19 protein-coding genes and 2 pseudogenes are annotated in these 17,360 nt (G+C 64.9%); 10 read left to right on the top strand and 11 right to left on the bottom strand.

Features of this window, described 5'->3' with window-relative positions; translation table 11 throughout:
• Positions 1–35: 35 nt before the first annotated feature.
• Entirely contained in the window at positions 36–1,331 is a 1,296-nt protein-coding gene (gene purD, locus EKK97_RS05645) for a phosphoribosylamine--glycine ligase (RefSeq protein ID WP_159550097.1), read from the bottom strand.
• Between the two features lie 112 nt (positions 1,332–1,443).
• Positions 1,444–1,920: a polyhydroxyalkanoate synthesis repressor PhaR gene (gene phaR / locus EKK97_RS05640; protein ID WP_159550094.1), complete on the bottom strand. Its 477-nt coding sequence runs from the start codon at positions 1,918–1,920 to the stop codon at positions 1,444–1,446.
• 93 nt (positions 1,921–2,013) lie between these two features.
• Here phaR and EKK97_RS05635 point away from each other — a divergent pair, with 93 nt between their 5' ends.
• The gene (locus tag EKK97_RS05635) at positions 2,014–2,727 is read left to right on the top strand and encodes a 16S rRNA (uracil(1498)-N(3))-methyltransferase (RefSeq protein ID WP_159550091.1); all 714 of its coding nucleotides are present in this window, start codon (positions 2,014–2,016) and stop codon (positions 2,725–2,727) included.
• Positions 2,728–2,782: 55 nt separating this feature from the next.
• Here the strand turns inward: EKK97_RS05635 and rloA3 are convergent, their stop codons facing one another.
• Positions 2,783–3,421, bottom strand: a complete 639-nt coding sequence (gene rloA3 / locus EKK97_RS05630) for a retropepsin-like aspartic peptidase RloA3 (RefSeq protein ID WP_159550088.1) — start codon at positions 3,419–3,421, stop codon at positions 2,783–2,785.
• Positions 3,422–3,547: 126 nt separating this feature from the next.
• Here rloA3 and EKK97_RS05625 point away from each other — a divergent pair, with 126 nt between their 5' ends.
• A complete protein-coding gene (locus EKK97_RS05625; RefSeq protein ID WP_159550085.1) occupies positions 3,548–4,135 on the top strand; it encodes a hypothetical protein in 588 nt (195 codons plus the stop codon).
• A gap of 39 nt (positions 4,136–4,174) precedes the next feature.
• Here EKK97_RS05625 and EKK97_RS05620 read toward each other — a convergent pair whose 3' ends face one another.
• From EKK97_RS05620 to EKK97_RS05585, 8 genes and pseudogenes are all read right to left on the bottom strand, one after another.
• Positions 4,175–5,455: a lytic murein transglycosylase gene (locus EKK97_RS05620; RefSeq protein ID WP_159550082.1), complete on the bottom strand. Its 1,281-nt coding sequence runs from the start codon at positions 5,453–5,455 to the stop codon at positions 4,175–4,177.
• Positions 5,456–5,575: 120 nt separating this feature from the next.
• The gene (mnhG, locus tag EKK97_RS05615; RefSeq protein WP_159550079.1) at positions 5,576–5,980 is read right to left on the bottom strand and encodes a monovalent cation/H(+) antiporter subunit G; all 405 of its coding nucleotides are present in this window, start codon (positions 5,978–5,980) and stop codon (positions 5,576–5,578) included.
• A complete protein-coding gene (locus EKK97_RS05610; protein WP_159550076.1) occupies positions 5,973–6,242 on the bottom strand; it encodes an MrpF/PhaF family protein in 270 nt (89 codons plus the stop codon). The genes mnhG and EKK97_RS05610 overlap by 8 nt, the downstream gene beginning before the upstream one ends.
• A 27-nt stretch (positions 6,243–6,269) precedes the next feature.
• The gene (locus EKK97_RS05605; protein WP_159550073.1) at positions 6,270–6,743 is read right to left on the bottom strand and encodes a Na+/H+ antiporter subunit E; all 474 of its coding nucleotides are present in this window, start codon (positions 6,741–6,743) and stop codon (positions 6,270–6,272) included.
• Positions 6,740–8,313 (bottom strand): annotated as a pseudogene (locus EKK97_RS05600) (Na+/H+ antiporter subunit D). Before EKK97_RS05600 ends, EKK97_RS05605 begins: the two are co-directional and overlap by 4 nt.
• A complete protein-coding gene (locus EKK97_RS05595) occupies positions 8,310–8,657 on the bottom strand; it encodes a Na+/H+ antiporter subunit C (RefSeq protein ID WP_159550070.1) in 348 nt (115 codons plus the stop codon). The pseudogene EKK97_RS05600 and the gene EKK97_RS05595 overlap by 4 nt, the downstream one beginning before the upstream one ends.
• Positions 8,658–8,708: 51 nt before the next feature.
• On the bottom strand, positions 8,709–9,140 hold the full coding sequence (locus EKK97_RS05590) for a Na+/H+ antiporter subunit B (protein WP_159550067.1): 432 nt from the start codon (positions 9,138–9,140) through the stop codon (positions 8,709–8,711).
• A complete protein-coding gene (locus EKK97_RS05585) occupies positions 9,133–11,466 on the bottom strand; it encodes a putative monovalent cation/H+ antiporter subunit A (RefSeq protein ID WP_159555700.1) in 2,334 nt (777 codons plus the stop codon). Before EKK97_RS05585 ends, EKK97_RS05590 begins: the two co-directional genes overlap by 8 nt.
• A 429-nt stretch (positions 11,467–11,895) precedes the next feature.
• On the opposite strand from EKK97_RS05585, the gene EKK97_RS05580 reads away from it, so the two are divergent.
• The 8 genes and pseudogenes from EKK97_RS05580 to EKK97_RS05560 all read left to right on the top strand — a co-directional run bounded on the left by EKK97_RS05580 (position 11,896) and on the right by EKK97_RS05560 (position 17,356).
• Entirely contained in the window at positions 11,896–14,706 is a 2,811-nt protein-coding gene (locus EKK97_RS05580) for a monovalent cation/H+ antiporter subunit A (protein ID WP_159550064.1), read from the top strand.
• The gene (locus EKK97_RS05575; RefSeq protein ID WP_159550061.1) at positions 14,707–15,051 is read left to right on the top strand and encodes a Na+/H+ antiporter subunit C; all 345 of its coding nucleotides are present in this window, start codon (positions 14,707–14,709) and stop codon (positions 15,049–15,051) included. It abuts the gene before it with no gap.
• On the top strand, positions 15,048–15,398 hold the full coding sequence (locus EKK97_RS25670) for a proton-conducting transporter membrane subunit (protein ID WP_340162934.1): 351 nt from the start codon (positions 15,048–15,050) through the stop codon (positions 15,396–15,398). Before EKK97_RS05575 ends, EKK97_RS25670 begins: the two co-directional genes overlap by 4 nt.
• Positions 15,398–15,688: a proton-conducting transporter transmembrane domain-containing protein gene (locus tag EKK97_RS25665; RefSeq protein ID WP_340162933.1), complete on the top strand. Its 291-nt coding sequence runs from the start codon at positions 15,398–15,400 to the stop codon at positions 15,686–15,688. The genes EKK97_RS25670 and EKK97_RS25665 overlap by 1 nt, the downstream gene beginning before the upstream one ends.
• A 2-nt stretch (positions 15,689–15,690) precedes the next feature.
• A complete protein-coding gene (locus EKK97_RS25660) occupies positions 15,691–16,023 on the top strand; it encodes a proton-conducting transporter transmembrane domain-containing protein (RefSeq protein ID WP_340162932.1) in 333 nt (110 codons plus the stop codon).
• A 163-nt stretch (positions 16,024–16,186) separates the two neighbouring features.
• On the top strand, positions 16,187–16,600 hold the full coding sequence (locus tag EKK97_RS25655) for a hypothetical protein (RefSeq protein WP_340162931.1): 414 nt from the start codon (positions 16,187–16,189) through the stop codon (positions 16,598–16,600).
• Positions 16,597–17,093: pseudogene (locus tag EKK97_RS05565) on the top strand (Na+/H+ antiporter subunit E). Before EKK97_RS25655 ends, EKK97_RS05565 begins: the two are co-directional and overlap by 4 nt.
• A complete protein-coding gene (locus EKK97_RS05560) occupies positions 17,087–17,356 on the top strand; it encodes a K+/H+ antiporter subunit F (RefSeq protein WP_159550058.1) in 270 nt (89 codons plus the stop codon). Before EKK97_RS05565 ends, EKK97_RS05560 begins: the two are co-directional and overlap by 7 nt.
• Positions 17,357–17,360: the final 4 nt, after the last annotated feature.

The raw sequence follows: 17,360 nt of genomic DNA, 5'->3' as shown, positions 1-17,360 counted from the left end.
CGGTGGTGCGTTATCGATGGTGCATGTCTTGCGACTCAGCCAGCCTGGCGCTCGCGGGCGATGGCACGATAGGCGATGTCGCGGCGGAACTGCACCTCGTTCCAGCGAATCTCCGCCACGCCCCGGTAAGCCAGATCGCGGGCCTGGGAAACTCCCTGGCCCAGCGCAGTGACGCACAATACCCGGCCGCCGCTGGTCACGATGTGCCCATGCTCATTCTCGGCGGTACCGGCATGGAACACCTTGCAGCCTGTCGCTGCGGCAGCCTCGAGGCCTTCGATCTCGTCACCCTTGCGGTAACTGCCGGGATAGCCGCCCGCCGCCAGTACCACGCCCACGGCGGCTCGCGGATCCCACTCGCAGGTATGTCCGGCGAGCTCACCGCGCGCTCCCGCCAGGCACAGCTCGGCCAGGTCGGACTGCAGGCGCAGCATGATCGGCTGGGTCTCGGGATCGCCGAAACGGCAGTTGTATTCGATCACCTTGGGGTTACCCTCGGCGTCGATCATCAGGCCGGCGTAGAGAAACCCGGTATAGGGATGCCCTTCGGCCGCCATGCCGCGCACCGTGGGAACGATGACCCGCTCCATGATGCGCTCGTGCACGCTCTCGGTCACCACCGGCGCCGGCGAGTAGGCACCCATGCCCCCCGTGTTGGGACCGGCGTCGCCGTCCAGTGCACGCTTGTGGTCCTGGCTGGTGGCCATCGGCAGTATCGTGGCGCCGTCGACCATGACGATGAAACTGGCCTCCTCGCCCTCGAGGAACTCCTCGATCACCACCCGCGCCCCGGCATCGCCAAAGGCATTGGCCTCGAGCATGTCGCGCACCGCCGCCTCGGCCTCGGCCAGGGTCATGGCAACGATCACGCCCTTGCCCGCCGCCAGGCCGTCGGCCTTGATCACGATCGGCGCGCCCTGCTCGGCGAGATAGGCCAGCGCCGGCTCGACCTCGGTAAAGGTCCGATACGCAGCGGTGGGGATGGCGTGGCGGGCAAGAAAGTCCTTGGTGAAGGACTTCGAGCCCTCGAGCTGGGCGGCTCCCTGCGTAGGGCCGAAGATGGTCAGCCCTGCTTCGCGGAAGCGGTCCACCACCCCCTCGACCAGCGGCGCCTCGGGGCCGACGATGGTCAGTGCAACGTCTTCGGCACGGGCGAACTCGACCAGCCGCTCCAGTTCACTCGCCTCGATGGCGACGTTGGTCAGGCCCGGCTCATGAGCCGTGCCGGCATTGCCGGGGGCCACGAAAACCCGCTCGACACGGGACGACTGGCCAACTTTCCAGGCCAAGGCGTGTTCGCGGCCACCGCCGCCGATGATCAAAACCTTCATCCGCTTGCTTTTCCTGTCTCTTGCTGCGCAGGCCCGGCAAGATGACCGGGCCTGGTGTTCGGCTGGGAAGACGTCGCGGCATTATGGCAGAAAGCGGCGCAGCACGCCGCCTTCAGGATGACTTGTCGTCGTTCTTGTCGGGCTTGCCCTGCGGCTTGCCGGGTTGCGCCTGGCCGATGGCCTTCTGCCAGAACTTCATGTTCTCCTCGGCCATTTCGCGCATCAGTTCCATCGGCGAGTGGCGCATGGCCTGCTGCCACTGATCCTGCATGCGCTTCTGCTGCTCGAGCATCAGTTGCGTGCCCTGCTCGAGGTAGCGTGCCAGCGGCAGCGGCTGGGCCATGTCGTAGACACGGATGAACTGGGCCAACAGATCGTTGGAAAAGACCTCGGCCTCGCCGTCGGCCTGCTCCTGCTCGATGATGATCGACAGCAGGATGGTGCGGGTCAGGTCCTCGCCGCTCTTGGCGTCTTCGACCCGGAACGGCTCTTCGTCGAGAACCAGGCGCCGCAGATCTTCGAGCGTCACATAGCGACTCTGTTGGGTATCATAGAGCCTACGGTTGGCATACTTGCGAATCACGCGCACGACGGCACTCCTTGTTTGGAAGGCAAACTGCCCTTGGCTGCTATTGTGCACCGCGCCACCGCCCTTGCAAATCAAAGCGACCAACGAGACCCGATGAACCTGATCCTGCTTGCCCCCGAGGAGATCCACCACGACCGCCTGGCCTGTCTGCGCGATCCGCGGCGCCTGCGCCATCTGAAGGAGGTCCATCGCGCCCGGGTCGGCGATGTCCTGACCCTGGGCGTGGCGGGCGGCGGCATCGGTCGCGGTGAGCTCACGCTGCTCTCCGACGACGAGGCCCGCTTCACCTTCGATGGGCTCGACACCCCTCCGCCACCGCCGTTGCCGGTGCACCTGGTACTCGCCCTGCCTCGCCCGCGGATGCTGGCCAGGAGCCTCGAGCATGTAACGGCCATGGGGGTGAAACAGGTCACGCTGCTGCATACCCGGCGGGTGGAGAAGAGCTATTGGCAGTCGCCCGAGCTGGATCCCGTCAAGATTCACGAGCACCTGGTGCTGGGACTCGAACAGGCACGGGATACGGTGATGCCCGAGGTGAACCTGGCCAAGGGTTTTCGCCCTTTCATCGATGAGCGGCTGCCGGAGCTGCTCACCCAACGACGCGGGCTACTGGCCCACCCCGGCATGCCCCAGGCGTGCCCGACGGGCCTCACCGAGCCCGTCACGCTGCTCATCGGCCCGGAGGGAGGCTTCATTCCCTACGAAGTGGAAAGGATGCTCGAGGCCGGATGCGAGGGCATTCACCTCGGCCCGCGCATCCTGCGTGTGGAAACGGCGGTCGTCGCCCTGCTGGCCCGATTGTTCTGATCTTTCTCGCTGCCACTGGCTTCGAGCCATTCATCGCGGTAGCGGGCAGTCGGGGTCACGCCTCGTCGTCTTCTCTGTCGTCGCCCTCGATGTCGTCGTCCTCGATGTCGCCCTCCTCCTCGTCGTCGTAGCGCATGACGTCGGTATCCTCGTCACAGCTGGGCTTGTTGAGGAAGGTGCGAGTCACGTCGAGCAGCCCCAGGTGACCGATGGTGCGCCGCCCCAGCAGCAGCGGATAGTGCATTTCGCCGCGGTCGCGCAGGCTGAACTGCTCCTCATAAACGGTATCGCCCATGCAGATCTTCATCAGCACCACCGGGCGCTCGTCGCGACCGCCGGCGCCGCGCACACGGATGTCGCGGTACAACGGCAGTTCCATTCGCTCCTCGAACGCCTCGCCGCTGGCCTCGTCGACGAGTTCGAGGCGGAAGCGCACCCACTCCTCGCCCTCATTGTCGAAGATTTCGATATCGCGCGCGTCCAGCGACGAGGTCAACGCACCGCTATCCAGCTTGGCCTTCACCTCGACGCCCCAGGGCTCGAGAGTACTCTTCTCGACCCAGCCGAACACCGTCTTGTCCTCGTCGGCAAGTGCGGGCGCTCCGGCTGCCAGCAGCAGCCCTCCCACCACGGCCCACCGTTGCAGGCAGGACCAGCGGGCCTGGCGATAACGACTCGAACCCTTTGGGGGCATGGACGAACCTCCTTTCATCGTCGACGCTCAATGGGACTCCGGGCCGGCGCACCGGTTCCGGGCGCCTGACACGCAGGTTACGTTTACTACACTATCCGTGTCACCAAGGATAAGGAGGGCAATACGATGACACAGCCACGCATCACAAGGACGACTCTGGTCGCATCAGCCGGCCTGTTCATTGCCGGTCTCGCCGTCGGCGTACAGGCCCAGTTCGACCCCCAGGGCCTCTATTCCGCCCGCGCCATCTTCGACGCCGACGTGCATTTCGAAGCGGCCCCGGACAGCCAGCCCAGCCAGGTCGTCGACCTGTTGATGGGTGACGACAAGAAGGTGCATGCCATCGTGGTGCGCTCCGACGACAGCGTGGGGCGGAACGGCGATCACCTGGTGGTCACTAATACCCACTACCGCCTGGTCAACCACGAAGAGGATGGCGAAACCAGCCATGACATCATCGTCGATGCGGACCGGGAAGCCCTCGATGCCATGCCGCGCTACGACCAGGAGTGGTGGGACATGGCCCGCCAGCGCACTCGTGAAGCCTGGCACAGCGCCGGTGAGGGTGCAGAGAGCGCCTGGCATCGAACCCAGGAGGGGCTGGATCGCATCGGCGAAGGCGCCGAATCTGCCTGGGAGCGCGCCCAGCAAGGCGCCGAACGCGCCGGCCAGCGCATCAGCGAAACCCTGGACGACTGGACCAACGACGAGTAGCGATCTCCGGCCAGGCCCAGCCAAGGCCTGGCCTCACCATCAACGTTGCAGGCGCTGCAACAGGCTCAGGGTAGCGAAGCCATCCGGCGTCACCCCGATGCTGCGCTGAAACTCGCGCAGTCCACGTCGCGTGTTCGGCCCCATCACGCCATCCGGCGTTCCGACATCGAAACCGCGCGCGTTGAGCGCTTGCTGCATCTCGCGTACCTGACTGCGCGACAGCGGCTGTGCGTCACGCGGCCATGCGGCCCGGATCCCCTCACGCCCGGCAATCCCGTCTGCCAGCGTTGCCACTGCCAGGGCATAGCTGGTGGCATTGTTGTAGCGCAGGATGGCACGGTAATTGGGCCCCACCAGAAACGCCGGCCCCTGGGCACCCGCCGGAGCGATCACCGACGCCTGCTCGAAGCCAGGCAGGCTGCCGCCATCGATGCGGCTCACGCCCTGCTGGGCCCACTCGCGGCTCGAACGCTGCGTGGAGAGTTCGGTCTGGGCATAATCGAACCCCTCCGGCAGGCGCACTTCCACACCCCAGGGTTGGCCGGACTGCCAGCCGGCCCGTGCCAGATAGTTCGCGGTGGAGGCCATCACATCCGGGATACTGCCCCAGATGTCGCGGCGCCCGTCGCCGTCGCCATCCACGGCGTAGGATTCGAAGCTCGACGGAATGAACTGGGTGTGCCCCATGGCACCGGCCCAGGAGCCGATCATGCGATCCGGGGCAATGTCGCCGGCATCGAGGATGCGCAGCGCAGTCAGCAACTCGCCGCGAGCGAAGTCGCGCCGACGCCCGTCGAAGGCCAGGGTCGCCAGCGCCTCGACCGTGGAGAAATCGCCGAAGTTGCCGCCGTAGTTGCTCTCGATGCCCCAGATGGCCACGATGATTTCCGCCGGCACGCCGTAGCGCTGCTCCATGCGCCGGGCCGTGTCGCGGTGCTCGTCGAGTTTGGCGCGCCCCTGGCTGACGCGGGCCTGCGATACGGCGCTGTCCAGATACTGCCAGATGGGGCGCACGAACTCCGGCTGAGAGCGGTCGAGCTCTATGACGCGTGGCCGGTAACGCGCGCCATCCAGGGCGCGTGCCAGCGTCGCCTCGCTGATGCCCTCTGCGCGAGCCTGGCGGCGGAAATCGCGCAGCCAGGCCTGGAAGTCCTGGGGAGGACGTTCCGCCTCGCTGGGGGCCAGCTCGGGTATCGCAGGTTCGCTCGAGGCGGCGGCTTCCTCCTGACGGTCGTCGGCCACGACATCCTGGATGGGGCCGGATTGGCAGCCGGCCAACAGCAGCAGGAGAAGAACAGCAGGGAAAAGAGGACGAGTCATGGCACGTATTCCTTTACATCGAAGGCCACCGATAATGGCTCAGAAGCAGCCTCCAGGCCAGCCCTCCGAGCCGGGTAAAACGTCGTTTTGTGTAACCGACCGGCCAGGCCGGCGCGGACATCACTGGGGATCGTTGTCGCGAGGCTTGTGCACGGCATTGATGTCCGTTTCCAGGCCGCTCTTGAGCTCGTGGGTCAACGGATCGTAGTTGGGCCGCAGCTCATCCTTCACCGTACCGCTCCACAGCTTGGAGCCGACGAAATAGCCTGCCCGGCCGATCACGTGGGCCGCCACCGGTGCGGTCATCAGCACGAAGACGATGATGGCGAAGGCACGCGCCACCACGGCCACCTCACCGAAGTGCATCGCGACCGAGAGCATGATCAGGATGACCCCCAGGGCCGCGGCCTTGGTGGTCGCATGCATGCGGGTGAGCAGGTCGGGTAGACGCAGGATCCCCAGCGCCGCCAGCAACATGAAGACGGCCCCGGTCAGGATCAGAAATCCCTTGATGGTCTCAATCATCGCGCGGCCCTCCACGCTCCAGGAATCGGGCGAAGCCGATGGCCGCCAAAAAGCCCATCAATGCGATCACGATGGCGGCGTCGAGAAAGCTGGATACGTCGGTGCGAATGGCGTATACCCCCACCAACCCCACCACGATGCTGGCGAACAGCTCCAACGCCACCACCCGGTCGGGAAGGCTGGGGCCCCGCACGACACGAACGAAAGCCAGGATCAGGGCGAGGCTCATCAGCACCTGGCTGATCAGAATCACAGTGGCCATATCATTCCCCACTCGGCCTTGCCAAACTCAGCGGAACAGTTCCAGAGCGCGACATTCCATTTCCTTCAGGTTGCGGCGCAGCTCCTCTTCGTCGTCGAGGAACATGGCGTGGATATAAAGCACCTTGCGATCGTCGGAGACGTCCAGGCTGAGGGTGCCGGGGGTCAGCGAGATCAGATTGGCGACCATGGTGATCTCGAGTTCCGTGCGTGCTGCCAGCGGCATGGCGATGACACCCGGCCGCATGTGCCAGGGTGGCGTCAGGATGTCGAAGCCGACCCGCAGGTTAGCCTGCACCAGCTCCTTGATGAAGAAACCGAGAAAGGCCAATATCCGCGGCACTCGGGCCGGGTAGCCGGTCAGGGCATCGACCTGAGGTTCGATCAGCACCAGCGTGATGTAGCCGAAGACCAGCCCGACCACCAGATTGAGACCGGAAAAATCCCCCGACAGGATGACCCAGGCCAGCGCCAGCAGCAGGTTCCAGATCGCACCGGTCATGGCTGCACCTCCTCATCCACGGCATTGATCAGCGCCTCCTCGACCCCAGCCGCCTGCCCCAGCACCGCCTCGATGTAGCCCTGCGGATTCATGAGTTGGTCACCGATCCGGTTCATCAGCGTCATCAGCGGCTCGGCGAATATCCCGATCAGCAGCGCAAACAGCGCCAGTACCGCCACCGGTAGGTACATCAGCCACAGGCTGGCCGGCACCATGCGGCTATCGTCGCCCACCACCACCTCTTCCGCCGGCACCAGATTGTCCTCCGGCAGGGTCTTCCAGAACACCTCGTTCCAGATCTTGACCATGGAGTACAGGGTCATCAGGCCCACCAGCAGGGCCACGGCGGTGACCACGTAGGCTTCCGCTTCGATACCGGCACGCACGATGACGAACTTGGCAAAGAAGCCCGACAGGGGCGGCACCCCGGCCAGCGAAAAGGCCGAGAGAAAGAATGCCACCGCCAGCCAGGGCCGCTCGCGGTACAGTCCGCCCATTTTCTTCAGTTCGTAGGTACCTTGCAGCCGCCGGGTGATGCCGCTGATCAGGAACAGGTTGGTCTTGACCACGATGTTGTGCATCACGGCGAATACCCCCCGGCGATTGCCAGCGGCGTATACAGTGCCAGGCCGAGGATCATGTAGCCTATCTGGCTGACGATATGGAACGACAGGATACGGCGGAACTCGAACTGCGCCGCCGCCCCGAGCACCCCGGTGACCATGGTCAGGGCCGCGCCCCACAACAGCAGGTCCTGGGTGTAGCCGAGCGTCTGGTCGAACAGCAGGGTGAAGACACGGAACAGCGCATAGACGCCGACCTTGGTCAGCAGGCCGGCAAACAGCGCCGATACCGCCACCGGCGGCGTGTGATAGGAGGCCGGCAGCCAGAAGAACAGCGGAAACGCCGCTGCCTTGATGCCGAAGGCCACCATGAACATCACCGCCAGCACCTCGACCATGCCCTGATGCTCGGCCATGGCCAGACGCTGGGCGGCATCCGCCATGTTGAGGGTTCCTACCATGCCGTAGAGCAGGCCTACGGCGGAAAGGAAGATCACCGAGGCCAGCAGGTTGAGGGTGACGTACTTGATCGCCCCTTCCATCTGCGCCTTCTCGCCACCGAGGATCAACAGCGCGAAGGAGGCCACGAGCATCACCTCGAACCACACGTAGAGGTTGAAGATGTCGCCGGTGAGAAAGGCGCCAGCCACCCCGGCCAGCAGCAGGTGCATGAGCGGATAGAAGCCGAAACGCTCATGCCCCGGCCCGGTGGAGGCCAGCGAGTAGATGGCCAGTCCCAGGCCGATGATGGCGGTGAGTACCACCATGACCGCACTGAGTACGTCGGCCACCAGGGTGATGCCGTAGGGCGCCGGCCAGCCGCCCATCTGGATGACCACATACCCCTCTTGGATCACCGCGACCAGCAGCCACACGGCCAAGCCGAGCAGAGCGAGATTGCCGGCCACGGCGGTGAAACGCTGCATGGGACGCGAACGCCAGAACAACAGCGACACGGCCCCCGACAGCAACGGCAGTAGAACGGGAAGAGCGACCTCGGGCCTCACGTATCGGTTTCCTTCATCTTGTCCAGGTCATCGGCCTTGACGATCTCGTAGGCCCGCCGGATCAGCACCACGGCGAACGCCAGCACGCCGAAGGCGATCACGATGGCGGTCAGCACCACGGCCTGGGGCAAGGGATCGGCCACCGGGCCCAACGGCGCGGCCATCCCTTCGGGGATCAGCGGCGGAGCCCCGCGGGTCATGCCAGCCGAGGTAAAGATCAGCAGATTGGCAGCGTTGGAAAGCAGCATCAGGCCAATCACCAGCTTGACGATCGAGCGACGCAGCATGAGGAAGATGGCCGAGGCATAGAGCAGACCGATGGCCACTGCCATTACCGGTTCCATAGTGTTCCTCCCGATCGGTTCGACGATACGGCACCCGTGGCACCCAAGCGTTCAGGGCTCATCCTTGTCCACCTCCATCAACGTCATGACCATGGCCAGCACCGAGCCCAGCACCGCGAGATAGACGCCGATATCGAAGATCAGCGGCGTCGAGGCGTAGAAATCGACACCCGGAATCGTCCACCACTGGGCGGTCAGGAACGGCTGGTCCACGAACCAGGCGGGGAATACCGAAATCATGCCCAGCAGCAGCCCGATGCCGATCAGATCGCGAGGATCGACCATGCGCAGCACCTCGCGGGTGGCACTGACGCCAAAGGCAAACAGGTAGAGGGTGAAAGCCCCCGCCGCCACCAGGCCCGCAATGAAGCCGCCGCCAGGCTCGTCGTGGCCACGCAGCAGCAGGAACACGGAGAACAGCAGCTGCAACGGCATCAGGATGCGTGCCGCCGTGTGCAGTATCAGAGTGCCCGACTTAACCATGTCTTGAATCCTTCTCCTGCGCTGTCGACCTGCCGGCCTTGTCCGGCGCCCTTAGCTTGAGCATGGCGATGACTCCGATCGCCGCCAGCGCCAGCACGAAGATCTCGCCCAGGGTATCCAGCGCCCGGTAGTCGACCAGAATCACGTTGACGATGTTACGGCCATGCGCCAGCGGGGCGCTGTTCTCGATCATGTAGTCCGAGATGGGCACGAACTGGTCGATGCCCCAGGCAGTAAGGATCAGCAGCGTCACCAGCGCCCCCACGCTGCCTGCCACCAAGGCATCGCGCACCCGCTCGAGCGGCGTCGACAGGCTGGCAAAGCGCGGCAGCCGGAACAGCACCAGCACCAGCAGGATGACCGTCAGCGTTTCCACCAGCAGCTGCGTGATGCCGAGATCGGGAGCGCTGAACAAGATGAAGGTCAAGGCGATGGAGAAGCCCATGATCCCCACCGACACCACGGCACTGAGCCGCGAGCGAGCAATGGCTGCGAACAGCGCGCCCAATACCATCAGCGTGGTCACTACCACCTCGTGGAAACGCACGTCGAGTTCGAAGGCGATCTCAGGCGAGTGCCGTATCAACAATGAGTTGCCGAGCAGCGCGATCAATACCAGCACCATCACCAGGATGTAGTTGCGCATGTAGCCGTTCTGCAGGATGCGCGTCTGCCAGTCGGATACCACCGTGATGCCATGCATGACGGCCTCGTAGCCGGCCTCGGGACCTCGGGCCATGACCGGATCGAGCCGTGCCAGGTAGGCGCGCAGGCGGTCCCAGCGCTTGAACAGCAGATAGCCCAGCCCCAGGGTCACGATCGACATGACCAAGGGAATGTTGATGCCATGCCACAGCGACAGGTAGACGGTCACCGGCTCGCCCATGACCGCCGAGGCCGCCGCGGTGAGCACCCCCATCCCGGCCAGTACCGGCAACACACCAAGCAGCAACGAGAGCGCGGCCAGGCAGGCCGGCCCCAGCAGCATCGACAGCGGGGCCTCGTGAGCCACGCGTGGCGTCGGGCGCCGCTCGCCGAAGAACGGACGCAGGGCGACGATGGCCGCCACGGCGATGGTGAGGAATGCCGAGACGAAGGAGAGCAGCAGGACCAGCCAGCCGTAGGCTTCGGCCTCCAGGGCCGCCTCGAACAGCAGTTCCTTGGCAATGAAGCCGAACAGTGGCGGCACCCCGGCCAGCGACAGTGCCGACACCATGGCGACGATTGCGGTCACCGGCATCAGCGGGCGCAGCCCCCCCATGGCGGTGACGTCCTTGGTGCCGGTCTCGTGATCGAGGATACCGGCCACCATGAACAGCGCCCCCTTGTAGAGGGAGTGTGCGAGCAGGAAGGTGACGAAGGTGATCAGCGCTCCCTCGGTGCCGATACCGAGCAGCATGGTCAGGGTGCCAAGCGCCATGATCGTGGAATAGGCCAGCAGCTTCTTGATGTTGGTCTGGCGGATCGCCAGGAAGGCACCGGTGAACATCGTCACCGCCCCCACCACGGAGAGGATGGCGATCCAGGCCTCACTGCCGCCAAGACTTGGCTGCAGGCGCGCCATCAGGTAGATGCCGGCCTTGACCATGGTGGCCGAGTGTAGATAGGCCGATACCGGCGTGGGCGCCGCCATGGCGTTGGGCAACCAGAAATGGAACGGGAACTGGGCCGACTTGGTGAACGCCGCCAGCAGCAGGCACAGCAGCATCGGCAGGTAGAGATCATGCTCGCGCAGGTCGACACCCGAGGCGGTAATTTCCGCCAGCGACCAGCTGCCACTGACGCTGCCGAGCATCGCCAACCCTGCCATCAATGCCAGCCCGCCACCGAAGGTGACGAACAAGCCCTGGCGGGCCGATTTGCGAGCCTCGACGTCAGCATGGCTGAAGCCGATCAGCAGGTAGGAGGTGATGCTGGTCAGCTCCCAGAACACGAACAGGGTCAGCAGGCCGTCGGCCAGCACCAGCCCCAGCATCGACACCATGAAGGCCAGAATGACGATGTGGAAACGCGCCAGATCGCGATGGCCCTTCAGATAGCCGCCGGCGTAGATCAGCACGAAGGTGCCGATTACCGTGATCAGCAGCGCGAACAACAGCGCCAGGCCGTCGATGAGGAAGGTGAGACTCATGCCCAGCGAGGGCACCCAGTCCAACTGGAGGTAGAGCACTTCCCCTTCCATCACCGTGGGCACCTGGCCCAGGAACCAAAGCGCCAGCAGGGCTGGAAATGCAGCCAGCACGAAGCTGGTCCGTGGGCCGAACCATTGATGCAACAACGGGGCAAAGGCGGCCAGCACGAACCCTGAAAGCACGGCAAATTGCATCATGCAGTTCCCTTCTGTCAGTCCATCCACCGGGCACGGACACCCCTGCCACGGCTGCGTCGAAAAGCTGGCAGGCCAGCCTTGTCAAGCCCCTTTCGCGTGAGCTTTGCGCCGATAGTGCATCAGATCAAGAAACGGTGATTCGGCCGAAAAAATACGCCCAAAGGATGAGCGTCGGCAGCCGTTCCAGACTGTCTATTGCAGCGCAAAAGCATTAGACTTTGCGCCGCGGCTGGCTACGGTGAGCGTTGATTTCACGACGAAACGGCTTGCTAGTATAGCGATTTCACTCCGTTTTTTCATTCCCTCCCGGCAGCCCGACCCGTCGATTCTCGAATATTACAATCAGCTTGTGTGGTACTCGGCGCGCCACCACGCGACGGCGCATTGGTGCGAGCTCCGAGCCGCTGCCAGAACGGACGAACCACCATGTCATTGCTGTGGATCCCCCTTCTCACCACCGTCGGCGTCGTCGTGCCGGCAATGACCTCTCGCTATGGCCGCAAGCTTTGTGTCGCAGCCACGCTGATCGCACCCCTTCTCGCCCTGGCCCTGGTACTACTGCATGCACCCGCCGTCATTGCTGGCGAAGTGGTCAGTCTGCAGTTGACCTGGATGCCGCTTCTCGGCCTCGACCTGGCCCTGCGCATCGACGGGCTGACGCTGCTATTCGCGCTGCTGATCCTGGGCATCGGCAGCCTGATCCTGTTCTATACCGGCTACTACCTCTCGGCAGAAGAGGACGACGGCCGCTTCCTCGCCTACATGATGCTGTTCATGACCGCCATGCTCGGTATCGCCATGGCGGACAACCTTATCCTGCTGTGGCTGTTCTGGGAACTCACCAGCATCGCGTCGTTCCTGCTGATCGGCTTCTGGGGCTACCGCAGCGATGCCCGGCGCGGCGCACGCATGGCGCTGATCGTCACCGGCGCCGGCGGGCTCGCCCTGCTGGCGGGGATTCTGCTGATCGGCCAGGAGGTGGGCAGTTTGGCCATGGCCGACGTACTGGCGGCAGGCGACCTCATCCGTGCTTCCCAACACTATCCGCTGATCGTGCTGTTGGTGCTGCTGGGCGCCTTCACCAAGTCGGCCCAGTTCCCGTTCCATTTCTGGCTGCCCCATGCCATGGCCGCACCCACGCCGGTCTCCGCCTTCCTCCACTCGGCCACCATGGTCAAGGCCGGCGTGCTATTGTTGGCACGCCTCAATCCGGCGCTGGGCGACACCGCCCTGTGGGCGGTCAGCCTGTCGCTGGTAGGGTTGGCAACGATGCTCTATGCAGCCTGGTTCGCCCTGCTCGAGCGTGACCTCAAGGGCATCCTCGCTTTTTCCACCGTCAGCCACCTCGGTCTGATCACGCTGCTGCTCGGCCTCGGCAGCCCGCTGGCCATCGTCGCCGCTGTCTTTCACATCTTCAACCACGCCACCTTCAAGGCGGCACTGTTCATGATGGTGGGTATCATCGACCACGAAACCGGTACCCGTGACATCGACCGCCTCGGCGCGCTGTGGTCGATGATGCCGCTGACCGGCACCATGACCCTTCTGGCCGGCTCCGCCATGGCCGGCTTCCCGCCGTTCAACGGCTTCCTGTCCAAGGAGATGCTGTTCGAGCAGAGCCTGCTCAACAACCTGCTCGGCGCGCTGAGCATCGTCATCCCGCTGCTGGTGGTGGTCGCCGCCATGCTCTCGGTGGCCTATTCGCTGCGCCTGATCTGGAGCCTGTTCTTCGCCGAACCCAAGCTGACCCGCGAGCAGAAGGCCCAGCCACCGCTGCAGGCGCACGACCCCTCGCGCGGCATGCTCGCTCCCGGCCTGCTCCTGGCCGCCATCAGCCTGGCAGTGGGCCTGTTCCCGATGACTCTGGCGGCACCACTGCTCAACGCCGCGAGCCTTGCGGTGCAGGGCGAGACGACGCCGGTCTTCCAACTGGCACTGTGGCACGGCTTCAACATGCCGTTGCTGATGAGCGTGGCCGCAGTGGCCGGCGGCGTACTGGTGCTCCGCCAGCAACGCCGCTTCGCCAATCTCGCGGCGCTGTTCCCCGAACGCGACGCCGGGTTGATCTTCGAGGCGGCTATCCAACGCCTGATCAGGGCCACCCTGTGGCTCACCCTGCGCCTGGAGAACGGCTCGCTGCAGCGCTATCAGGCGCTGCTCATCCTGAGTGCGCTGGCCATGGCCGCCATCGGCCTGACTCAACTGGAGAACCTGACCGGCGAGCGCGGCATGCAGCCGCTGGACGGCATGCTGTTCCTCGGCGCCGGGCTGATGATCTTCGGCGCCATCGGCAGCGCCCTGAGCCACCGCTGGCGCCTGGTGTCGCTGCTGATGCTCTCGGTGGTGGGACTGTCGGTATCGCTGACCTTCGTGCGTTTCTCCGCCCCGGATCTCGCCCTGACCCAGCTGTCGGTGGAAGTCGCCTCGATGATCCTGATGATCCTGGCCCTGTTCTTCCTGCCCCAGCGTCCGCCGCTGATGGTCTCGGGCCGGCGTATCCTGCGCGACCTGATCCTGGCTGCCTCGCTGGGCCTGGTGGTGGCGATGCTCAACTATGCCATGCTGACCCGCGAAACCCTGGCCATCGCTGATTATTTCCTGCGCGAGAGCGTGCCCGGTGGCGGCGGCACCAACGTGGTCAACGTGATCCTGGTCGACTTCCGCGGTTTCGATACCTTCGGCGAGATTACCGTGCTGACCCTGGCCGGGCTCGCCACCTTCAAGCTGCTCAACCGCCTGCGCCTGTTCATGCCGTCCGGCAACATCGAGGGCATCCGCTGGTCACGCCACCGCTACCCGCTAATCCTGGCGGTAGTGGCGCAGATCCTGCTGCCGCTGGCGCTGCTGGTATCGGTCTACATCTTCCTGCGCGGCCACAATCAGCCTGGCGGCGGCTTCATCGCCGGCCTGATCACCGCCACCGCCCTGCTGCTGCAATACATGGCCAGGGGCTACGACTGGACCCGCGAGCGCTTGCCGCTCTCCTATCCGGTAGTGGCCGTCTCGGGGCTGGCCGTTGCCCTGGCCACCGGGCTCGGCAGCTGGCTGTTCGGCTACCCCTTCCTGACCTCGGCCTTCGGTCACTTCCACCTGCCTTTGATCGGCGAGTTCGAGCTGGCCACGGCGATGCTGTTCGACGTCGGCGTCTACCTGGCCGTGGTCGGTGCCACGCTGATGATCCTGGTCAACCTGGGCCGCGTCACTACGGTGAATCGCCCGACACTGGAGGAACACTGAATGGAAGCCCTGTTCTCGCTCGTCGTCGGAGTGCTCACCGCCAGTGGCATCTATCTGCTGCTGCGCGGCCGCACCTTCCCGGTCATCGTTGGACTGGCGCTGCTCGGCTATGCCGTGAACCTGTTCCTGTTCTCCTCCGGCGGACTGCATACCGATGCCGCTGCGGTCATCGGCGAATCGTTCGCCCCGGCCGACCCCCTGCCCCAGGCCCTGGTACTCACGGCCATCGTGATCGGCTTCGCCATGACGGCCTTCGTCGTGATCCTGGCGATCCGCGCCCGCGGCGACCTCGGCTCTGACCACGTGGACGGGCAGCAGGGCGAGGACGGAGACATGCCGCAATGAGCCAGCATCTGATCTCCCTCCCCATTCTGCTGCCCATGCTGGGCGCCCTGGTGCTGCTGCTTTCGGGCAAGGCCAGCGAGCGTACCCAGCGCCAGCTCAGCGTCGCCTTCACCGCCCTGCTGCTGATCGTCTGTCTGCTGCTGCTGCGTCAGGCCGCAAGCGGCGAACTGACCTTCTATTCGCTGGGTAACTGGCAGGCCCCCTACGGAATCGTGCTGATGCTCGACCGGCTCTCGGCGCTGATGCTGAGCCTCAACGCCGTACTGGCCATGGGCTGCCTGCTCTTCGCCTGCGCCGGCGAGGACATGCGCGGCAGCAATTTCCACGTATCTTCCAGTTGCAATTGATGGGTCTGAATGGCGCCTTCCTTACCGGCGACATCTTCAACCTGTTCGTGTTCTTCGAGATCCTGCTGCTGGCCTCCTATGCCCTGTTGATGCATGGGGGCAACAAGGCCCGAGTCGGTGCCGGCCTGCACTACGTGATTCTCAACGTGGCCGGCTCGGCGCTGTTCCTGATTGCACTGGGCGTGCTCTACGGCGCTACCGGCACGCTCAACAAGGCCGACATGGCCCAGCGCGTGGCCGAGATGTCGGGCGACCAGGCCGCCCTGGTCACGGCGGAGGACTGCTGCTGATCGTGGTCTTCAGCCTCAAGGCGGCCCTGCTGCCGCTCTATTTCTGGCTGCCACGCACCTACTCGGCAGCGCCCGCTCCGGTCGCGGCACTGTTCGCCATCATGACCAAGGTCGGTCTCTATGCCATCCTGCGGGTCCAGTCGCTGATCTTCATCGACACGCCCGCCGCCTCCGCCATTGCCGGCTGGCTGTGGTGGTCGGGCCTGGCCACCATCGTGCTCGCAGCCATCGGCGTGGTGGCGGCCCGTGACCTGCGTCCGCTGATCGCCTACCTGGTACTGGTTTCGGTCGGTACACTTCTGGCCGCGGCGGCACTGGGCACTCCGCCGCCGTGACCGCACTGCTCTACTACCTGCCCCATACCACCCTGATCTGCGGGCACTGTTCCTGATTGCCGAGCTGATCGGCCAGCAGCGCGGCAAGGCCGGTACCCGCCTGGTACGCGCGCGACGCCTGCATCAGCGGCAACTGCTCGGCATCCTGTTCCTGGTCGCCGCGGTGGGTGTGATCGGGCTGCCGCCACTGGCGGGCTCCCTGGCCAAGCTGCTGCTACTGCAAGCCGCCGAGGGCAGCGCCAGGCTGTGGCTGTGGCCGCTGCTGCTGCTGGCGGGTTTGTGCGCGCTCATTGCCATGTCCCGTGCCGGCTCGGTGTTCTTCTGGGCCAGCTACAAGGGCGAGGTCGCCGCCGGCAAGGTCAGCCGGGCACAGCTCGCCGGCGTGGCCTGGCTGTTGGCCACTGCTCCGATACTGGTCGTCCTGGGAGGCCCCATCAGCCACTACGCTCAGGCCACGGCCGAGCAGTTGGCCAGCCCTCAGGCAATCATCCATCAGTTGCTCGGCGAGCAGCCGAAACGCGAGCTCGTCCAACTACATCCGCTGCCCCTTGGACCGCACCCGGGAGACACGCCATGAGAGCCTTGGGACGCTATCTGCCCACCCCCACGCTGTCGCTGGTGTTGCTGGCGGTGTGGCTGTTGATGGTACGCAGCCTAGCGCCTGGCCAGGTGCTACTGGGGGGCCTGCTGGCGGTGGGCATACCGCTGCTGACGCAGGGCTTCTGGGAACCGCTGCCTCGAGTCAAGCATCCGCTCAAGCTGGTCTGGTTCGTACTGGTGGTGATGTGGGACATCGTCAAGGCCAACGTGCACGTCAGTCTGCTGATCCTGCTGCCGCGGCGCGAGCCGCACCCGGGTTCGTCGAATATCCGCTCGAGGTGAAGGATCGCCTGGCCATCACCCTGCTGGCCAACACCATCACCATGACACCCGGCACCGTGTCGACCAACATTCGCCTCGACGGCTCCTCGCTGCTGATCCACGTGCTGGACATGGACGACGAGCAGGCCCTGATCCGCGAGATTCGCGAGCGCTACGAGCGGCCGCTGAAGGAGATCTTCGAATGCTAGACACTGCGCTGTTGATCAGCCTGACCCTGATCGTGCTGGCCATGGCCATGAACGTCTACCGGCTCGCCATCGGCCCCGACGTGCCCGACCGGTTGCTGGCCCTCGATACGCTCTACGTGAATTCGATCGCCTTGATCGTGCTGCTGGGACTGTGGCTCAACACCAAGACCTACTTCGAGGCGGCGATACTGATCGCCATGCTCGGCTTCGTCGGCACCATGGCCATCTGCCGCTATTTGCTGCGCGGCGACATCATCGAATAGGAGA

It is taken from the genome of Billgrantia tianxiuensis (assembly GCF_009834345.1).
GTDB classification, from domain to species: domain Bacteria; phylum Pseudomonadota; class Gammaproteobacteria; order Pseudomonadales; family Halomonadaceae; genus Halomonas; species Halomonas tianxiuensis.
The sequence above is the reverse complement of the archived record's forward strand: the minus strand, read 5'-3'. Positions and strand labels throughout refer to the sequence as shown.

Bases quoted from the DNA above. Each gene is read 5' to 3' on its own strand.
- EKK97_RS05560 (WP_159550058.1), top strand. From the start codon at position 17,087: ATGCTAGACACTGCGCTGTTGATCAGCCTGACCCTGATCGTGCTGGCC.
- EKK97_RS05590 (WP_159550067.1), bottom strand. From the start codon at position 9,140: ATGGTTAAGTCGGGCACTCTGATACTGCACACGGCGGCACGCATCCTG.
- EKK97_RS05580 (WP_159550064.1), top strand. From the start codon at position 11,896: ATGTCATTGCTGTGGATCCCCCTTCTCACCACCGTCGGCGTCGTCGTG.
- EKK97_RS25665 (WP_340162933.1), top strand. From the start codon at position 15,398: ATGGGTCTGAATGGCGCCTTCCTTACCGGCGACATCTTCAACCTGTTC.
- purD (WP_159550097.1), bottom strand. From the start codon at position 1,331: ATGAAGGTTTTGATCATCGGCGGCGGTGGCCGCGAACACGCCTTGGCC.
- EKK97_RS05625 (WP_159550085.1), top strand. From the start codon at position 3,548: ATGACACAGCCACGCATCACAAGGACGACTCTGGTCGCATCAGCCGGC.
- EKK97_RS05595 (WP_159550070.1), bottom strand. From the start codon at position 8,657: ATGGAACCGGTAATGGCAGTGGCCATCGGTCTGCTCTATGCCTCGGCC.
- mnhG (WP_159550079.1), bottom strand. From the start codon at position 5,980: ATGATTGAGACCATCAAGGGATTTCTGATCCTGACCGGGGCCGTCTTC.
- EKK97_RS05610 (WP_159550076.1), bottom strand. From the start codon at position 6,242: ATGGCCACTGTGATTCTGATCAGCCAGGTGCTGATGAGCCTCGCCCTG.
- rloA3 (WP_159550088.1), bottom strand. From the start codon at position 3,421: ATGCCCCCAAAGGGTTCGAGTCGTTATCGCCAGGCCCGCTGGTCCTGC.
- EKK97_RS25670 (WP_340162934.1), top strand. From the start codon at position 15,048: ATGAGCCAGCATCTGATCTCCCTCCCCATTCTGCTGCCCATGCTGGGC.
- EKK97_RS05585 (WP_159555700.1), bottom strand. From the start codon at position 11,466: ATGCAATTTGCCGTGCTTTCAGGGTTCGTGCTGGCCGCCTTTGCCCCG.
- EKK97_RS05620 (WP_159550082.1), bottom strand. From the start codon at position 5,455: ATGACTCGTCCTCTTTTCCCTGCTGTTCTTCTCCTGCTGCTGTTGGCC.
- EKK97_RS05635 (WP_159550091.1), top strand. From the start codon at position 2,014: ATGAACCTGATCCTGCTTGCCCCCGAGGAGATCCACCACGACCGCCTG.
- EKK97_RS05605 (WP_159550073.1), bottom strand. From the start codon at position 6,743: ATGACCGGTGCGATCTGGAACCTGCTGCTGGCGCTGGCCTGGGTCATC.
- EKK97_RS05575 (WP_159550061.1), top strand. From the start codon at position 14,707: ATGGAAGCCCTGTTCTCGCTCGTCGTCGGAGTGCTCACCGCCAGTGGC.